Source organism: Bacillus sp. Root920 (assembly GCF_001429445.1).
In the GTDB taxonomy this organism is placed as follows: domain Bacteria; phylum Bacillota; class Bacilli; order Bacillales; family Bacillaceae; genus Bacillus; species Bacillus safensis.
In genome coordinates this window covers 16,570-32,263 of the sequence record NZ_LMJV01000009.1, presented here as the reverse complement: position 1 = coordinate 32,263, position 15,694 = coordinate 16,570, and the positions used below count along the sequence as shown (strand labels likewise).

General features: G+C 40.3%; 17 protein-coding genes and 1 other annotated feature. Of the genes, 15 read left to right on the top strand and 2 right to left on the bottom strand.

Going from position 1 to position 15,694, the window contains the following annotated elements:
* The first annotated feature begins 8 nt into the window (after positions 1–8).
* The 5 genes from ASE42_RS15315 (at position 9) to ASE42_RS18955 (ending at position 3,290) form a co-directional block, all read left to right on the top strand.
* Positions 9–932 (top strand): PLP-dependent cysteine synthase family protein, encoded by a 924-nt coding sequence (locus tag ASE42_RS15315; protein ID WP_024427895.1) that lies wholly within the window; start codon positions 9–11, stop codon positions 930–932.
* A 1-nt stretch (position 933) separates the two neighbouring features.
* The gene (locus ASE42_RS15310) at positions 934–2,082 is read left to right on the top strand and encodes a bifunctional cystathionine gamma-lyase/homocysteine desulfhydrase (protein ID WP_024423100.1); all 1,149 of its coding nucleotides are present in this window, start codon (positions 934–936) and stop codon (positions 2,080–2,082) included.
* Between the two features lie 72 nt (positions 2,083–2,154).
* The gene (locus ASE42_RS15305; protein WP_034624035.1) at positions 2,155–2,385 is read left to right on the top strand and encodes a YrhC family protein; all 231 of its coding nucleotides are present in this window, start codon (positions 2,155–2,157) and stop codon (positions 2,383–2,385) included.
* Between the two features lie 449 nt (positions 2,386–2,834).
* Positions 2,835–2,969, top strand: a complete 135-nt coding sequence (locus ASE42_RS18810; protein WP_065214597.1) for a YrzI family small protein — start codon at positions 2,835–2,837, stop codon at positions 2,967–2,969.
* 159 nt (positions 2,970–3,128) lie between these two features.
* A complete protein-coding gene (locus ASE42_RS18955; protein ID WP_155267112.1) occupies positions 3,129–3,290 on the top strand; it encodes a hypothetical protein in 162 nt (53 codons plus the stop codon).
* A gap of 43 nt (positions 3,291–3,333) precedes the next feature.
* On the opposite strand, the gene ASE42_RS19520 is transcribed toward ASE42_RS18955, so the two are convergent.
* Positions 3,334–3,459, bottom strand: a complete 126-nt coding sequence (locus ASE42_RS19520; protein ID WP_008342643.1) for a YjcZ family sporulation protein — start codon at positions 3,457–3,459, stop codon at positions 3,334–3,336.
* Positions 3,460–3,727: 268 nt separating this feature from the next.
* On the opposite strand from ASE42_RS19520, the gene ASE42_RS15300 reads away from it, so the two are divergent.
* The 10 genes from ASE42_RS15300 to ASE42_RS15255 all read left to right on the top strand — a co-directional run bounded on the left by ASE42_RS15300 (position 3,728) and on the right by ASE42_RS15255 (position 14,943).
* Positions 3,728–4,330, top strand: a complete 603-nt coding sequence (locus ASE42_RS15300; RefSeq protein WP_024427897.1) for a class I SAM-dependent methyltransferase — start codon at positions 3,728–3,730, stop codon at positions 4,328–4,330.
* A gap of 401 nt (positions 4,331–4,731) precedes the next feature.
* Positions 4,732–5,946 carry a formaldehyde dehydrogenase, glutathione-independent gene (gene fdhA / locus ASE42_RS15295; RefSeq protein ID WP_024423097.1) on the top strand — a complete coding sequence of 405 codons (1,215 nt, stop codon included), beginning with the start codon at positions 4,732–4,734 and terminating at the stop codon, positions 5,944–5,946.
* A gap of 98 nt (positions 5,947–6,044) precedes the next feature.
* Entirely contained in the window at positions 6,045–6,818 is a 774-nt protein-coding gene (locus tag ASE42_RS15290) for a class I SAM-dependent methyltransferase (protein WP_056767935.1), read from the top strand.
* A gap of 330 nt (positions 6,819–7,148) precedes the next feature.
* Positions 7,149–8,093 carry an ABC transporter ATP-binding protein gene (locus ASE42_RS15285; protein WP_056767933.1) on the top strand — a complete coding sequence of 315 codons (945 nt, stop codon included), beginning with the start codon at positions 7,149–7,151 and terminating at the stop codon, positions 8,091–8,093.
* 19 nt (positions 8,094–8,112) lie between these two features.
* A complete protein-coding gene (locus ASE42_RS15280; protein WP_056767931.1) occupies positions 8,113–9,279 on the top strand; it encodes an ABC transporter permease in 1,167 nt (388 codons plus the stop codon).
* Complete coding sequence (locus ASE42_RS15275; protein ID WP_056767927.1) at positions 9,272–10,393, top strand: ABC transporter permease; 1,122 nt, start codon at positions 9,272–9,274, stop codon at positions 10,391–10,393. The genes ASE42_RS15280 and ASE42_RS15275 overlap by 8 nt, the downstream gene beginning before the upstream one ends.
* Before the next feature lie 141 nt (positions 10,394–10,534).
* Positions 10,535–11,284: an SDR family NAD(P)-dependent oxidoreductase gene (locus ASE42_RS15270; RefSeq protein WP_056768094.1), complete on the top strand. Its 750-nt coding sequence runs from the start codon at positions 10,535–10,537 to the stop codon at positions 11,282–11,284.
* A gap of 78 nt (positions 11,285–11,362) precedes the next feature.
* Positions 11,363–11,603 (top strand) — a binding site (T-box leader).
* 52 nt (positions 11,604–11,655) lie between these two features.
* Positions 11,656–12,876 carry an MFS transporter gene (locus tag ASE42_RS15265; protein ID WP_056767924.1) on the top strand — a complete coding sequence of 407 codons (1,221 nt, stop codon included), beginning with the start codon at positions 11,656–11,658 and terminating at the stop codon, positions 12,874–12,876.
* A gap of 70 nt (positions 12,877–12,946) precedes the next feature.
* Positions 12,947–13,987, top strand: a complete 1,041-nt coding sequence (locus ASE42_RS15260) for a 2,3-butanediol dehydrogenase (RefSeq protein WP_017358082.1) — start codon at positions 12,947–12,949, stop codon at positions 13,985–13,987.
* A 125-nt stretch (positions 13,988–14,112) separates the two neighbouring features.
* Entirely contained in the window at positions 14,113–14,943 is an 831-nt protein-coding gene (locus tag ASE42_RS15255) for a manganese catalase family protein (protein ID WP_025092842.1), read from the top strand.
* Positions 14,944–14,978: 35 nt separating this feature from the next.
* Here the strand turns inward: ASE42_RS15255 and ASE42_RS15250 are convergent, their stop codons facing one another.
* Positions 14,979–15,692, bottom strand: coding sequence for an amino acid ABC transporter permease (locus tag ASE42_RS15250; protein WP_056767921.1), 714 nt, complete (start codon positions 15,690–15,692; stop codon positions 14,979–14,981).
* Positions 15,693–15,694: the final 2 nt, after the last annotated feature.

Sequence of the window (15,694 nt, the reverse complement as noted above, 5' to 3'; positions counted from 1 at the left end):
GGAATCATATGGCTGTCATAAAGGATATTACTGAATTAATTGGCCGCACACCGCTTTTAAAGCTGTCAGGGATTGGCGTCCCAGAAGGCGTTGAGGTGTATGCAAAGCTTGAGATGATGAATCCAGGTGGAAGTATTAAGGATCGTTTAGGTGACATGCTCATCAGAGAAGCATTAGCATCTGGCAAACTGCGTCCAGGCGGAACTATTATTGAAGCAACTGCTGGAAACACAGGAATTGGGCTTGCCCTAAGTGCAAGAAAGCATCAATTGCAAACCATTTTTTGTGTACCAGAACATTTTAGTCAAGAAAAACAACAACTGATGAAGGCGCTCGGTGCAGAGATTATTCATACACCCAGAAAAGAAGGCATGAAGGGTGCGATTGATCGAGCCCTTGAATTAGAGGCAAGCCTTGACAATGCCTATTGTGTTTTACAATTTAAAAACCAAGTAAATCCATTGACTTACTACAGAACGCTCGGTCCCGAATTATGGTCCGACTTAAAAGGGAATATCGATGTATTCGTGGCGGGAGCAGGATCTGGCGGAACTTTTCAAGGTTGTGCCGCCTATTTAAAAGAGCAGAATCAGGCGTTAAAAACAGTGGTTGTGGAGCCTGAAGGATCAATTTTAAATGGAGGGGATCCGGGTCCGCATAGAACGGAAGGAATTGGCCTTGAATTTATCCCAGATTATATGGAGCAGGCTTTATTTGATGAGATTTACACTGTCAGTGATGATGATGCGTTTCGAATGGTGAAAGAAGCAGCTGAAAAAGAAGGTGTTCTCATCGGCAGCTCTTCTGGTTCCGCTTTATTTGCCGCTTTAGAGGAAGCAAAGAAAGCAGCACCTGGGACAGTCATTGTCACCATTTTTCCTGACAGCAGTGAGCGATATTTAAGTAAAGGAATTTATGAGGGAGGAAAATAGAATGAAACCAAAAACAATGATGATTCACAGCGGAACAACGGGTGATGAAAGAACAGGCGCCGTGTCTGTACCGATTTACCAAGTGAGTACTTATAAGCAGCCGAAAGCAGGCGAACATACGGGGTATGAATACTCCAGAACAGCAAATCCAACAAGAACTGCCCTGGAAACAGTCATTCGTGATCTTGAAGGAGGAGCAAGCGGCTACGCATTTGGTTCAGGGATGGCAGCCATTACGGCTGTGATGATGCTGTTTAACAGCGGAGATCATATTGTGCTGACAGATGACGTGTACGGCGGAACCTACCGCGTCATCACAAAGGTGCTAAACCGTATTGGCATTACTGCAACCTTTGTTGACACAAGTGATCCTGAAGCAGTGAAAAAAGCCATTTTACCTGAAACAAAAGCCGTTTACATTGAATCGCCAACCAATCCTTTACTCAAAATGACGGATCTAAAAGCCATCGGCGAATTGACAAAGGAAGCCAACATCTTGATGATTGTCGACAATACATTTTTCACACCGTATTTCCAAAAGCCGATTGAATATGGCGCAGACATTGTCTTGCACAGTGCGACTAAGTATTTAGGCGGCCATAGTGATGTTGTAGGCGGGCTTGTCGTCACAGCGACGAAAGAGCTTGGAGAAGAACTGCACTTTGTTCAAAACTCGACAGGCGGAATTCTTGGACCGCAGGATTCATGGCTTCTCATGAGAGGGATGAAAACGCTTGGACTACGAATGGAAGCACATCAACAAAATGCACAGAAAATCGCTGAGTTTTTAAAGCAACATGCAGCCGTCACACGTGTTTATTATCCAGGTCTCGATACTCACCCTGGACATGAACTTGCGAAAACACAAGCATCCGGCTTCGGCGGCATGATCTCTTTTGATATTGGAAAAGAAGAACATGTCGATGTATTTTTAAGCCAGCTTAAGCTGTTTACAATCGCAGAAAGCCTTGGAGCGGTTGAAAGCTTAATTTCTGTCCCTGCCCGGATGACCCATGCGTCCATTCCAAAAGACCGCCGGGAGGAGCTTGGCATCACAGATGGTTTAATTCGTATTTCCGTCGGAATTGAAGATGTGGATGATTTACTACATGATATCAAGCAAGGACTAAGCGCACTGGCGAATGGATAGATTTACATGCTCCTCGCTTTCTCTCACTATGTTAAGCTATGAATAGACATTGATAACTGGAAGGTGAAACAAGTGAAGAAAAAGTGGAGTGATTTAGTGACAGATTACAAGCAGTACGCTTTTATTTTGCTTGCTGTCAGCACCTTTTTATATATTGGTACGATCTTACCGAACCAGCACATCGAAGCATCTCCAAAAATGCTGATGATGGGAATAGATTGTGTTTTCTTATTAGCAGCTTTTATTTGTGTTAAACGCGCGATTTTCTTTCAAAAGAAACTGCAAGAATTAGATGAAGATTAATTCGAAAGCCTCCTCATTTGCCTGAGGAGGCTTTTTTTATTGTATTGGATAATCGGACAAGAATAACTGTAGAAATTTAGTCAAAAACACAAAATTCATCTATATTACTAAAAACAGGTTTACAAAATGGTGCTTGCTGGATATACTTACAAAGTAATTAAAAAAAACGTAAAGGAGGCTGAAGAATATGTTATTCGTATCTACTTGTGATCAATTCAACCAACAATTTCATCATGTCATCAGCCTGTGGAAGAGTTCGTGTCCTTCCTTTGCCTTATACGGTGCACGCTTCAAAACTGTTTAAGTAAACGAGGATTTCACACGTATCATCCATTGCAGGTTGGAAGACACTGTCTTTTGATCTGCATTTTTGTGTGCCCGCAGGTCAACTGATAAAGAAGATCTGCGGGCTATTTCGCGTGCTGCGAACTGAAGGGAGGTGAGCGTATATGACAATCCATTTATTTTTTATTACTTTGACGATTAAGCGGAAATACAAGGACATTGAGACCGTTCTTTACGAACAAGAAGTCGAAACAATTTATGAAGAAATGAAACAGAAACAACTAAAGTATATGAACTAAAACAGGAAATGAAAAATGTGAAAAGGAGGAGATTGACATGTTTATGATGCTTGCCATGCTTGATTGTTATACGATGGAGAAGGATCAGGTTTAGACACGCTCCACATTGATCACCTGCACATATGATACCGTAAAAGGTGATTGTGAGGTGATCAATGAATGTCGATGTCACCATATATGAGATTTCCGTCTGTGGGGCACGGGTATGCATCTATTCCGCATTCCTTAAAGCACGGATACGGCAATCCATACCGCATGCAAAGAGAGCAAGAGGAAATGCTCAGACGTTATATGTATCAGTACCGGACTTATTGGTATTAAAGAAAAGGAGCAGGAAACCATGACGTTTCCTGCTCCTTTTACGTTAGCAAATCCAGCTTGCACCAATGATGATCAACAAAATGAACAGTACAACAAGCAATGCGAATCCGCCTGCAAAACCGCCACCGTAGCCACCGCAGTAGCCTCCAGAATAACCGCCAAAGCCCATAATCTAGCACCACCTTTATCTAATCAAGATACATTTATAAATTATGCAGCTCATGCAGAAAACGAAATCAATCTGAGCACAAATAATGAAAACGCCTATTCAGGTTAAAAAAATTTTCACTTTCTGCGAAACATTTTCTGAAAAGGAGCGTCTTATAAGAGACAAATAAATTAGGACTAGGTCTTAATTTTTGTAAGGTGAGAGCCGATATGAAAAGTAAGGAAATTTGTAAATAGTTTTATTTACTGGTGAAAAGCAGGTGTTAACATTGATTCAAAGCTGGATTGGAAAACAAATGAGGGAACCAAAAGGCTTGTTCTCAAAATGGGTTGCCCGCTATATGGAAAAAAATCATCATAATATCAATGAATGGACGATTCAACTCTTAAATATACAAGAAAATGACCGAATTTTAGAAATTGGGACTGGAAGAGGCATCACCTTATCAAAGGTAGCTGAAAAACTTGACCGCGGAAAAGTATATGGAGTGGATGCCTCTCGCCATATGATTAAATATGCAAAAAGAAAACATAAGAAGCTTGCGGAACAGGACAAAGCCGTCATTACGCTTGGTAAGGCTGAGCAATTACCTTTTGAAGACAGATCATTCAATAAATTATTTACGGTGCAGACGATCTATTACTTGAAGGATATTGAGCAAGTCATGAAGGAAGTGTACCGCGTCCTTCAAGTGGATGGAGAAGTATTTTTATCTTTCCAAAAGCAGGAGCTGATCAACGAACAAAAACGGTCAACATCTTTTTCATCGTACAGTGAAGAAGAGATCAGCCGTCTGTTTTCAGCATATCACTTTAGAGAAGTCTCGGTTTATCACTATGATACATACATCTGTATCAAAGCCTTAAAATGATGAAAATATTTCCCAGGTAATGAACAAGCACTCAAAAAAGAGGCTCTTCGTCAGAGGAGCCTCTTTGCCTGCAATAAAAAAAGGCTCTTCATCAGAAGAGCCTTTTGTATGTGATATAGGCGCCAGCCAGGTGTGTAAGGAATGATAGTATATATAAGGAATTTGTTTGTCGATTAAGGATACCTGTCTGGCTTATTTCTTATATCGACACCGTTCTGCAAAAGTTTAGCTTTTTTTTCAATATTTTCTTTTTTATTTCGCTGAAAGACACATTTTTCTTTCTCACATAGACATGTGACTCCCTCTTTTTCACATAATGTGCTGTTTGAAGAAGGAAATTGCTTAAGAAATAGAGAAAATTGTAGAGACTTCATTTTTAAACAAAAGGGAGGAATGAAATCATGTCGGGAAACAAAGGTGTCGTTTATAAAGGAGCAGGAAAAGTAGCAGTTGAGGATATTGGATACCCTGATTTGGTCTTAAAAGACGGCCCGGGTGTACCTAAAGCCAATGTGGGGCGCAAATGTGAGCATGGCGTCATTTTAAAAGTAGTGACGACGAATATTTGCGGAAGTGATCAGCACATGGTGAGAGGGCGTACGACTGCACCTGAAGGACTTGTCCTTGGTCATGAAATTACAGGTGAAGTCGTGGAAGTTGGGCGAGATGTAGAGTTTATTCAAAAAGGAGATCTCGTGTCCGTTCCGTTTAATATTGCATGCGGACGCTGCGTCATGTGTAAGGAACAAAAAACCCATGTGTGCTTAAATGTAAACCCGGACCGCCCTGGCTCTGCCTATGGATATGTAGATATGGGCGGATGGGTTGGCGGCCAATCCGAGTATGTCATGGTTCCATATGCAGATTTTCAACTGCTCAAATTTCCAGACAAAGATCAAGCGATGGAAAAAATACTTGATCTCACGATGCTTTCCGATATTTTCCCGACAGGTTTTCATGGTGCTTATACGGCTGGAGTAAAGCCTGGTTCGACCGTATATATTGCAGGTGCTGGGCCAGTAGGTCTTGCAGCAGCACATTCGGCTCAGCTTCTTGGCGCATCTGCTGTGATTGTTGGAGATCTGAATGAGCAAAGACTGGAACAGGCAAGAAGCTTCGGCTGTGAGACGATCAATCTACGAAAACATGATCGAATCGGCGAACAAATTACGAATATTTTAGGGGAGCCAGAAGTTGATTGTGCCGTCGATTGTGTCGGCTTTGAAGCTTCGGGTCATGGAGACCAGGGAGAAGCACCAGCAACTGTTTTAAATACGATTATGGATATTACTAAAGTTGGCGGCAAGCTTGGAATTCCAGGGCTTTATGTCACAGAAGATCCAGGAGCAGTGGATGCCGATGCAAAAGTCGGTTCTCTGAAAGTGCGAATTGGACTTGGCTGGGCGAAAGCTCATACCTTTGTGACAGGTCAAACCCCTGTTATGCAATATCATCGCAGTCTAATGAAATCCATTTTAAGCGGCAGAGCACAGATCGCTAAAGCCGTCAATGCGACCGTCATTGACCTTGATCAAGCCCCTAAAGGATATAGTGACTTTGATTCGGGTGTGGCGAAGAAATTTGTCATTGACCCGCACGGGATGCTTTCTCGATAATTTTTAACATGAAAGGAGCCGCTCAATAAAATGGGACGGCTCTTTATTGTGGAAAATCACATAGAATATACAAATCCATTTCAAGGGGGAGGAATTAGATGAATTCAGATCAAGCCAAAAGAAGGGTTGTAGAACAATTTGGGAGAAATGCAGAAAAGTATGTGACGAGTCAAACTCATGCAAAGGGAGCAGACCTGGATCTAATCGTTGAATGGACAGCTCCAAAAGAAAGCTGGATCGTCCTCGATATAGCAACTGGTGGCGGGCATACCGCAAAAGCATTGGCTCCATATGTGAATCAAGTATTTGCGACGGATTTAACGAAAGAGATGCTTTCTCATACATCACTTCATTTAAAAGCGTATCCACAAATTTTTTATGTAGTAGCGGATGCAGAAAGCCTTCCTTTTTTAGATGGCACATTTGATATGGTCACATGCCGAATTGCAGCACACCATTTCCCGCACCCTGAACAGTTTGCCAAAGAGGCATCTCGCGTATTAAAGTCAAATGGTCTGTTTTTCTTTATTGATAATGTTTCGCCAAATGATGAAGAGCTTGCACTATTTATCAATGAGCTGGAAAGATTGAGAGACCCAAGTCATGTGTCCTGTCTATCTACAGAACAATGGCGGGAATTGTTTTATAAAGAGGGAATAAAAGAAGTAAGATCAATGGAACGAAAAAAACGTTACCCTTTTCAAGAATGGGTCAAGCGAACAACGAAAACTTTAAAGGAAGAAGAGATCGTTACAAAATACATGCTAGATGCTAACGAGAAAATAAAGCAATATTATAGATTGAACATGACAGAGGATCAAATAGAATCAATAGAGGTGGATGACTGGATTGCTCTTTTCAGGAAAGAATAAAAATGTCGATTAAACTTTGTGGAAAAAGCAGGGTCAAACATTTGTGAGTGGTGATCCCCCTTCTGTGATGTAATATGACTGAAATTAGTATTTGATCCGCATATATTGATTAAAAAACTTACAAGAACCTCTTGTAAGTTTTTTTGTGTTTTCAACATTTATAAAAGCCTGTACTATTCTCCTGCATTCCGTAACATGTTAAAATGAACGGATTGGAAATATTAATATTTAGTAGAATTTTATACCATATATTATAATTTGATTGGATGGTAAATATTTTTAGGTTTTTTATGTAAGAGAACGATATGCCGAATAGAGGAGAGAGATAGGTTGCTAAAAGTACATGACATTAAGAAAAATTATGAGAATCAGCAGGTATTAAAAGGGGTAACCTTTCACTTAAAAAAAGGAGAATCATTTGGTCTATTGGGACCGAATGGTGCTGGGAAATCCACATTAATTGGCATCTTGACAGGGCTTATCCGAGCAACTAGCGGCTCTGTAACGATTGAAGGTTTAGATTTAAACAAAGAAACAAATAGAGCACAGCAAATGATTGGTATTGTCCCGCAAGAGATCGCGTTATATTTACATTTGACAGCAAAAGAAAATTTAATATTTTGGGGGAGAATGTACGGACTCAAAGGAAAGGAGTTAAAAAGCAGAGTACAAGAAACACTTCAGTTAATTGGTCTTGAAGATAGAGCAAATGACAAAGTGAAAGTATTCTCTGGAGGAATGAAAAGAAGAGTGAATATCGGATGCTCGATTTTGCATCAACCGAAACTATTAATCATGGATGAACCGACTGTAGGTATAGATCCACAATCAAGAAATCACATACTAGAAACAGTAAAAATGTTAAATAATGAAGGGATGACAATTATATATACTAGTCATTACATGGAAGAAGTCGAATATTTATGTGAAAGAATGGCTATTTTGGACCACGGATCCATCATTGCAATGGGGGATCAACATGAATTAAGTGAGCTTGTCGGCAATCAAAGGGAAATTATTTTTACTATTAAACGTGAACATGGACAGAGCGAAATAGATCGTGTTTGCCAATACATAAATGATGAAGATCCGTTAAAGGAAATCGTGATTCATGGAAATCAAATTAAAATATTTGATCAACATCCTCAGCAGCTATTAAGTCGTCTCATTCAAGGTGTGACTGCATTAAATGTTCAAATTATTTCAGCAGAAATCGTAGAACCAAACTTAGAAAATGTTTTTTTATATTTAACTAGTAAAAAATTGAGGGATTAGGCTGTCTGGAGGTGAGCATATGAGCATTTGGGTTGTACTGAAAGATCTATTATTGTTTTTTAGGGATAAGAAAAGCTTTTTTACACTTTTTTTTATGCCTATCATATTAATTGCTATTTTAGGTGCAGCATTTGGAGATAACATGCAGAAAGATAGTGAAATCAGGATCAATTCATTTCGAGTAGGAATAACAGATCAAGATAAGTCCGCTACAAGTAAAATGTTTCTTTCAACAGTGTCTAAGAGTGAACTAAGTGACATATTTGATGTGAAGGTCACCTCGAAAAATCAGCTAGAGAAAGATTTAAATAGTAGAGACATTACAATGGGGATAATCATCAAGCCGAATTTTGAAAAAAGCCTATTGAATCATGATCATGTGCAATTGAATATTTTGAAAGGACCTAATTCAAACTTACAGGAAATGGTTCTGGAAAATGTGGTTTTGCAATTCTTTCAAAATTATCATATGAATCGTATTCTGGTGCCGCTGAATCAAGGTAAAGAAGTGGAGATCGTGTCTGATCAACTGAAAAAAGACCTGGTGAACGAGAGAAATATTCATATCAACAGCCAGCCGATTACATCCTTCCAATACTACGCAGGCGGGATGGGTGTGCTTTTTTTATTAATGACTGTTGTTTTTCTAGTTGGAAGTATGATAGAGGAAAAAGAGGAAGATGTTTATAAAAGGCTGATTGTATCAAAATTAAGCAATACTAGTTACATCGTTGGAAAGTTATTAGGTATTGTTTTGATGAGTATGATTCAACTTGCGGTCATTATTTTATTTACTAGTTTTGTCTTTAAGGTGAACTGGGGAGAGCCTTTTACTGTTGTTATGATCGGATGTAGTTTTATATTAAATGCTGCGGGTTTCGGGGTACTGATTGGTTCTTTTATCAATAGAGAAAAAACGTTTAACAGTGTGGGGATTTTAGGAACTCAAGTGTTAGCTGCTTTAGGTGGGAGTATGGTGCCCTTATACTTATTCCCGCAATGGGTAATTGATATCAGCTATTTTTTACCTAATTCTCTTGCACTTCAAATGTTTTTGAAAAGTATGGCAGGTGCTGATTTTAGTGAAATTCAAAGCGGATTATTACTTAGCTGTGGGATGGGACTAGCTTTCTTCATCATTGCTTTATTAAGAATGTCTTTTGAAAGGAAGCATCGTTATGCATAAAATATTAGCCATTATAACGTTAAAGTTAAAAGAAACATTAAAGTCCCCATTGACCCTCATTTTTTTATTTGTTATGCCAATCGTATTTAGTTTTATCTTTGGCAGTACCGCATCTGATTCAAAGAAACCTACAGTTGCTTTTATTCTAGAGCCTAGTCAAGGGAAACTGGATCAAGAAATTTTTCGAATTCTCGAAAAAAACACCAAATTTCTCTGGGTAAAGGCGACTGAAAGAGACGCAAAAGATTTAGTATCTGAAGAAAAGGTAGTGGCGTCTGTAAAAGTCGCAAACCAATTAAAGTCCCATCTAAAAGAAAATAAAGAAATTTTTGATGTGACAGTTTATAAGAAAACTGAAGAATATGCAGTCTTATCTCCTTATTTAAAAGAGACAGCTACCATCATTTATCAAATCAATCAGGGTGTGAAAGAGCAGAAAAGTGTTTCTCTCACTAATGCATTGAACAAGTTAAATGAATCTGGCACCATTTCATTTATTGAAAAAAATCAAGATGATCAAGCAAGCCAGCAGCCAAACTTAATACCGCTTGGCTTTACCATTATGTTTATGATGTTTGCGATTTCAAGCTCTGTGTCATCTATTCATTTGGAATATAAAGATTATACATGGCAAAGATTGCTTTCGAGTCCAATTCATAAAATATATGTGCTTCTGGGCTATTTAGTGGCTTATTTCCTCCTTGGATGGATACAACTGGGTGTTCTTTTGACTGTCTTATCTGTGTTCTTTCATGTGTACTTAGGCAACGTAATTCATATTCTAGTGTTTGGATCATTTGTTATAGGGCTAGTCGTGAGTTTAGGTTTTATGATTGCCACCTTATCTCATACAAAAAAGCAAGCTGAAGTATTTAGTGCAATTGTCATTGTAGGATCGTGTATGCTGGGTGGTATTTATTGGCCTTTAGATATCGTTCCAGACATTATGAAGAAGATCTCTTTGGCTATACCGCAAACGTGGATGATGTCTGGTTTTGGTGAGATCATGAGTGGTACGGTCAACCAATCAATCTTATTATTAGACATAACAGTTTTAGCAGCTTTTACGATTGTTTTTATGGTGATTGGTTTGAAAAATATTAGATCCTATTAATCATTTTTCTTCGTTCCATTTGAGTTTTTAAAAAATCCCTCTATTACTCTCAATTGCGATAAAGGGGTTTTTTATTCATGCGTACTCCTCAAAATGATATGATAGACGACAACATCTCATGGAGAAAGGATTGGATGAATGATGAATTTTCAACATAAAACCGTCATCATCACAGGTGCAGCCAATGGTATTGGTGAAGCGGTCGCCTGCGGTTATGCAAAAGAAGGGGCGCGTGTGGTGCTTGCGGATATAGATGAAGAGAAGGGGAAGCGTTTGGAGGAGCAGCTGAGAAAAGAGTCCTTTGAAGTTTATTTCATTAAAACAGATGTGAAACAGGAGAAGGATATTCAGCGCTTAATGTCGTTTGCGGTGGAGCACTGCAAAACAATTGATATTCTTATTAATAATGCCGGCGTCATGTGCACAGCATCGCCTTATGAGTTAACGGTCGATGAGTGGGATCATGTGCTGCATACAAATGTAAGAGGGACTTTTTTATGCGCTAGAGAAGCAGCACGTTACATCAAAGAGAATCCAAACGGCGGTTCCATTGTGAACATTTCATCTACCCGTGCGACCATGTCAGAGCCCTATACAGAAGCATATGCTGCATCAAAAGGCGGCATTTCCGCGCTTACTCATGCCTTGGCAGTTTCTTTTAGTCAGGATCACATTACGGTCAATAGCATTTCCCCTGGATGGATTGAAACGAAAGATGAGAAAAGTCTTCGAGAAATTGACCATCAGCAGCATCTTTCCAATCGAGTCGGCACGCCAAAGGATATTGTGAAAGCCTGTTTTTATTTAACAGATGAAGACAATCAATTTGTGACCGGCACAGATTTGGTTGTTGATGGCGGCATGACTAGGAAAATGATTTATGCGGATTAACATGAAAAAAACATTGACGCTTTGATCGAGGCGCAGTACAATATGTAACAATTCAGCTGAAGATCGTGATGAAAAAAAGACAAAGCGCAAATAGAGAAGAGTACATCATAGCTACCCCACACAGAGAACTCCGTGAAGCTGAGAAGGAGCTGGGAAGCATGATGGAACCAAGCCTCTTAGCTCTGCACCGGATTCCCTCGGATGGTGGTGCAGCGAACTTCTCCCGTTACAGAGAAGGGTGAATGATCACCCGCTAAGGTTCATCTGGCAACAGATGAATGAACTGAGGTGGCAACGCGGAGTAAATCCCGTCCTCAAGACAGACATGTCTTGGGGGCGGGATTTTTTTATGACAAATAGGGGGGACAATGATGAAAAAACATTGGCGGGATATGAGTATTTTACTTGGAGCCATCGGGATCGCGAACATAGGAGAATGGATTTATATGATTGTCCTCCATCTGCTTATTTTTCAAGAAACGGGCTCTGTACTTGCTGTAACAGCAGTTTATTTGCTAAGACCGGCTGCTGCTCTTTTGACCAATAGCTGGTCCGGCAGTTTGATTGACAGGCTGAATCAGCGGAAAGTGATGATCAGTTTAGATATTACCCGTGCTCTGCTCATTGCATGCATCCCTTTTGCCTTATTTTCAGGACATCTGCTCATTCTGTATGTCATGGTGTTTTTCATACAGATGGCACAAGCGATGTTTCATCCAGCGTCGATGGTGTATATGACAGGACTCATCCCGGCGGATAACCGAAAACGGTTTAATGCCATTCGCTCTTTATTACAATCCGGTGGATTTTTACTTGGGCCCGCAGCAGCAGGTCTGCTCTTTCTCATCGGGACGCCTGTTCTTTCAATTTATGTAAATGCCATCTGCCTGTTGATATCTGCACTGTTAACGATGTGTTTACCGAATTTGCTCAAAACAGATGCTGCCCAAAAGCGGTTTTCCCTTTCAATGTTAAAAGAGGATGCAAAGCTTGTTCTGCGATTTAGTCTGACGTCACGCCAGATCATGACGGTATATTTATTATTTAGTGCGGCGATAACGGTCCTTCCTACGGCCATAGACTCACTTGAAACAGCCTTTGCAAAAGAAGTATTAATGCTGACTGATACACAATATGGCCTTCTTGTCAGTATAGCTGGAGCGGGTATCATTGCAGGGGCAAGTCTTAATTCGGTCATTGTTGAAAGGCTGTCAGTTTCGCTGATGCTTGGAATCGGCAGTTTGTTTGTGGCGTTTGGCTATCTTATTTATGCATTTTCCAGCAGCCTAGTTGCAGCTGCCGGTGGATTTTTTATATTAGCCTTCTTTTTAGCATTTGCGAACACAGGATTTATGACGTACTATCAAACGAATATTCCTGTGGAGGTGATGGGGAGGGTAGCCAGTTTTTATGCTTTGGTTGAAGCTATTCTAACGATGACCATGACAGGAATATTTGGCGGACTCGCTCATATTTTATCGATCAGAATCTCCGTCATCATTGGGTGTATATGTATGCTTCTTATCTGTCTATTGTTATGTTTTGTCATCTTTCGTCCATTGACTGTCAAAAAAATAGTGCATCCTACTTAGAAAATTAAAAAAATTATGTTATCATTATTTAAGTAAGTTAATTAAATTGATGAGAAAAGGAGTCTTACAAATGAAAGCACTACGCTGGCACGATCAAAAGGACATTCGACTAGAGGAAATTGATGAACCAACAGTTGCTCCAGGAAAAGTGAAACTGAAAGTAAAATGGTGCGGCATTTGCGGTAGTGATTTACATGAATATTTAGGCGGACCGATCTTCATTCCTGTGAATGAACCTCATCCACTTACAAAAGAAAAAGCACCAATTACACTGGGACACGAGTTCTCTGGTGAAGTTGTTGAAGTAGGAGAAGGCGTGAGCAATTATAAAGTAGGCGACCGAGTGGTTGTTGAACCTATTTTTGCAACTCACGGACATCAAGGTGCTTATAACTTAGATGAAAACATGGGCTTTTTAGGACTTGCCGGAGGCGGCGGTGGATTCTCTGAATATGTATCAGTCGATGAAGAATTACTTCATTTATTACCAGACGAAATCTCATATGAGCAAGGCGCGCTTGTCGAGCCTTCTGCGGTTGCTTTATATGCGGTTCGTTCTAGTAAAGTACAAGCTGGGGATACAGCGGCTGTGTTTGGCTGCGGACCAATTGGTTTACTTGTCATTGAAGCATTAAAAGCAGCTGGTGCTACTGATATTTATGCAGTTGAATTATCAAAAGAACGTCAAGAGAAAGCAAAAGAGCTTGGAGCGATCATTGTTGATCCTTCTCAGTATGAAGATGTTGTTCAAGAAATTGCACGCCGCACAAACGGTGGCGTCGATGTTTCTTTTGAAGTGACAGGTGTACCTGTTGTATTGAAGCAAGCAATCCAATCAACTAGAATTTCAGGCGAAACAGTCATTGTAAGCATTTGGGAAAAAGGCGCTGAAATTATGCCGAATGACATTGTCATTAAAGAACGTACAGTAAAAGGAATTATCGGCTACAGAGACGTATTCCCATCTGTATTAAACTTAATGAGAAAAGGCTATTTCTCTGCAGACACACTCGTCACGAAAAAAATCAAGCTGGACGATGTGATCGAGGATGGCTTCCATGCATTAATCAATGAAAAAGATCAAGTGAAAATTTTAGTCAGTGCTGAATAAGTAAGATAACAAAGAGGATGGCATAAGCCGTTCTCTTTTTTTATGTATTCAGATCTTTTTCATAAAGGGAGCTGCGGTCGAATAGTGATAAGTGAAAAGATGTTTTTGATAAGGGAGATGACATCATGTTTTATCACATCAAAGAATTGCAATATGAAGCAAAGCCCTCAAAGCCTGATCCGGTGTATGCAAAGAAATTACAAGAAGTATTAGGCGGTCAATATGGTGAAATCAGTGTAATGATGCAATATTTATTTCAAGGCTTTAATTGCCGGGCAGACCAAAAATATAGAGATCTGTTATTTGATGTTGGAACCGAGGAAATTGGTCATGTCGAAATGCTGGCAACGATGATCGCACGTTTATTAGATAATGCACCCGTCAAAGACCAAGAACAGGCGTATCAAAGTGATCCAGCACTTGCGGCTGTTATGGGCGGAATGAACCCGCAGCATGCAATTGTTGCCGGTTTAGGGGCAATGGCAGCGGATAGTCAAGGATACCCGTGGAATGCCAAATACATCATTTCAAGCGGAAATTTAATGGCGGATTTCAGAGCAAATTTAAATGCAGAATCACAAGGGAGACTCCAGGTCACAAGACTCTACGAAATGACAGATGACCGCGGCGTCAAAGATATGCTCTCCTTCCTCATTGCTCGTGATACATACCATCAAAATATGTGGCTTGCTGCAATTAAAGAATTAGAAGAGCGAGAAGGGGATGTCGTCGTACCAACCACCTTCCCTCGTTCATTAGAGAAACAGCAAGTATCCTATGACTTGTTTAACTTCTCAAGAGGGGAAGAAAGTAAGCAAGGCAGATGGGCACATGGCCGCAGCATGGATGGGAAAGGAGAGTTCAGATATATTTCTGCACCTGTCGTGTTCGGCTCTGCACCAAAGCTCAAACCCGCACCAAAAGAACTGTTTAACACACCAAAAAAGGGTGAATAAAAAAGTCGATCAGGTTTTTGTGCCTGATCGACTTTTTAACGTCCGAGAGTTCTTCCGTATACGCTGACACGTTTCTCTAATAATGCAAAGGCTAATTCAAAGACAATGCTCAGCAGCCAATAGATCAAAGCAGAGACGAGATAAGTTTCTAAAAACTGATAGCCGTCATTTGCAATGATCCGGGAAATACCCATGATTTCGAGTACCCCAATTGTAAACGCAAGAGATGTCGCTTTTAATAACTGAACGAGCTGATTGCCTAGGTTTGGTAAGGCCACAACAAATGCCTGCGGCAAAATAATGCGTATCATCGCCTGACGTGTGGTCATGCCTACAATTTTTGCCGCTTCAAGCTGCCCTTTGTCTACTGCCAGAAGTGCACTTCGGACCACCTCTGTTAAATGAGCGGCTGAATGCAGGCTGAAGGTAATAAGAGCCACAGCTAAAGGGGAGACCATATCCGGATGAAAGGTCAGTCCGAATGTGCCGTTCATACTGGTTAGAAGAAAAGGGAGTCCATAAAAGAAAGCGAACAGTTGAACAATAAGCGGCGTTCCTCTAAAAAAGGAGACGTATAGCGTAACGAGCTGTCTGAGTACAGGGATGCGAAAGAGGCGAATGAAAGCAAAAACAGATCCGATCACAAGACTCACAGCCATAGAAACTAGTGCAATGAATAAGGTGAAAGGAACACCTTTTAGAATATGTGGAACTTGGTCAATCGCAAATGGAATATCAATGGTTTGCATCA

Bases quoted from the DNA above. Each gene is read 5' to 3' on its own strand.
- ASE42_RS15315 (WP_024427895.1), top strand. From the start codon at position 9: ATGGCTGTCATAAAGGATATTACTGAATTAATTGGCCGCACACCGCTT.
- ASE42_RS15265 (WP_056767924.1), top strand. From the start codon at position 11,656: ATGAAAAAACATTGGCGGGATATGAGTATTTTACTTGGAGCCATCGGG.
- ASE42_RS15275 (WP_056767927.1), top strand. From the start codon at position 9,272: ATGCATAAAATATTAGCCATTATAACGTTAAAGTTAAAAGAAACATTA.
- ASE42_RS15250 (WP_056767921.1), bottom strand. From the start codon at position 15,692: ATGCAAACCATTGATATTCCATTTGCGATTGACCAAGTTCCACATATT.
- ASE42_RS15270 (WP_056768094.1), top strand. From the start codon at position 10,535: ATGAATTTTCAACATAAAACCGTCATCATCACAGGTGCAGCCAATGGT.
- ASE42_RS15255 (WP_025092842.1), top strand. From the start codon at position 14,113: ATGTTTTATCACATCAAAGAATTGCAATATGAAGCAAAGCCCTCAAAG.
- fdhA (WP_024423097.1), top strand. From the start codon at position 4,732: ATGTCGGGAAACAAAGGTGTCGTTTATAAAGGAGCAGGAAAAGTAGCA.
- ASE42_RS15290 (WP_056767935.1), top strand. From the start codon at position 6,045: ATGAATTCAGATCAAGCCAAAAGAAGGGTTGTAGAACAATTTGGGAGA.
- ASE42_RS18810 (WP_065214597.1), top strand. From the start codon at position 2,835: ATGACAATCCATTTATTTTTTATTACTTTGACGATTAAGCGGAAATAC.
- ASE42_RS15260 (WP_017358082.1), top strand. From the start codon at position 12,947: ATGAAAGCACTACGCTGGCACGATCAAAAGGACATTCGACTAGAGGAA.
- ASE42_RS15310 (WP_024423100.1), top strand. From the start codon at position 934: ATGAAACCAAAAACAATGATGATTCACAGCGGAACAACGGGTGATGAA.
- ASE42_RS19520 (WP_008342643.1), bottom strand. From the start codon at position 3,459: ATGGGCTTTGGCGGTTATTCTGGAGGCTACTGCGGTGGCTACGGTGGC.
- ASE42_RS18955 (WP_155267112.1), top strand. From the start codon at position 3,129: ATGTCGATGTCACCATATATGAGATTTCCGTCTGTGGGGCACGGGTAT.
- ASE42_RS15280 (WP_056767931.1), top strand. From the start codon at position 8,113: ATGAGCATTTGGGTTGTACTGAAAGATCTATTATTGTTTTTTAGGGAT.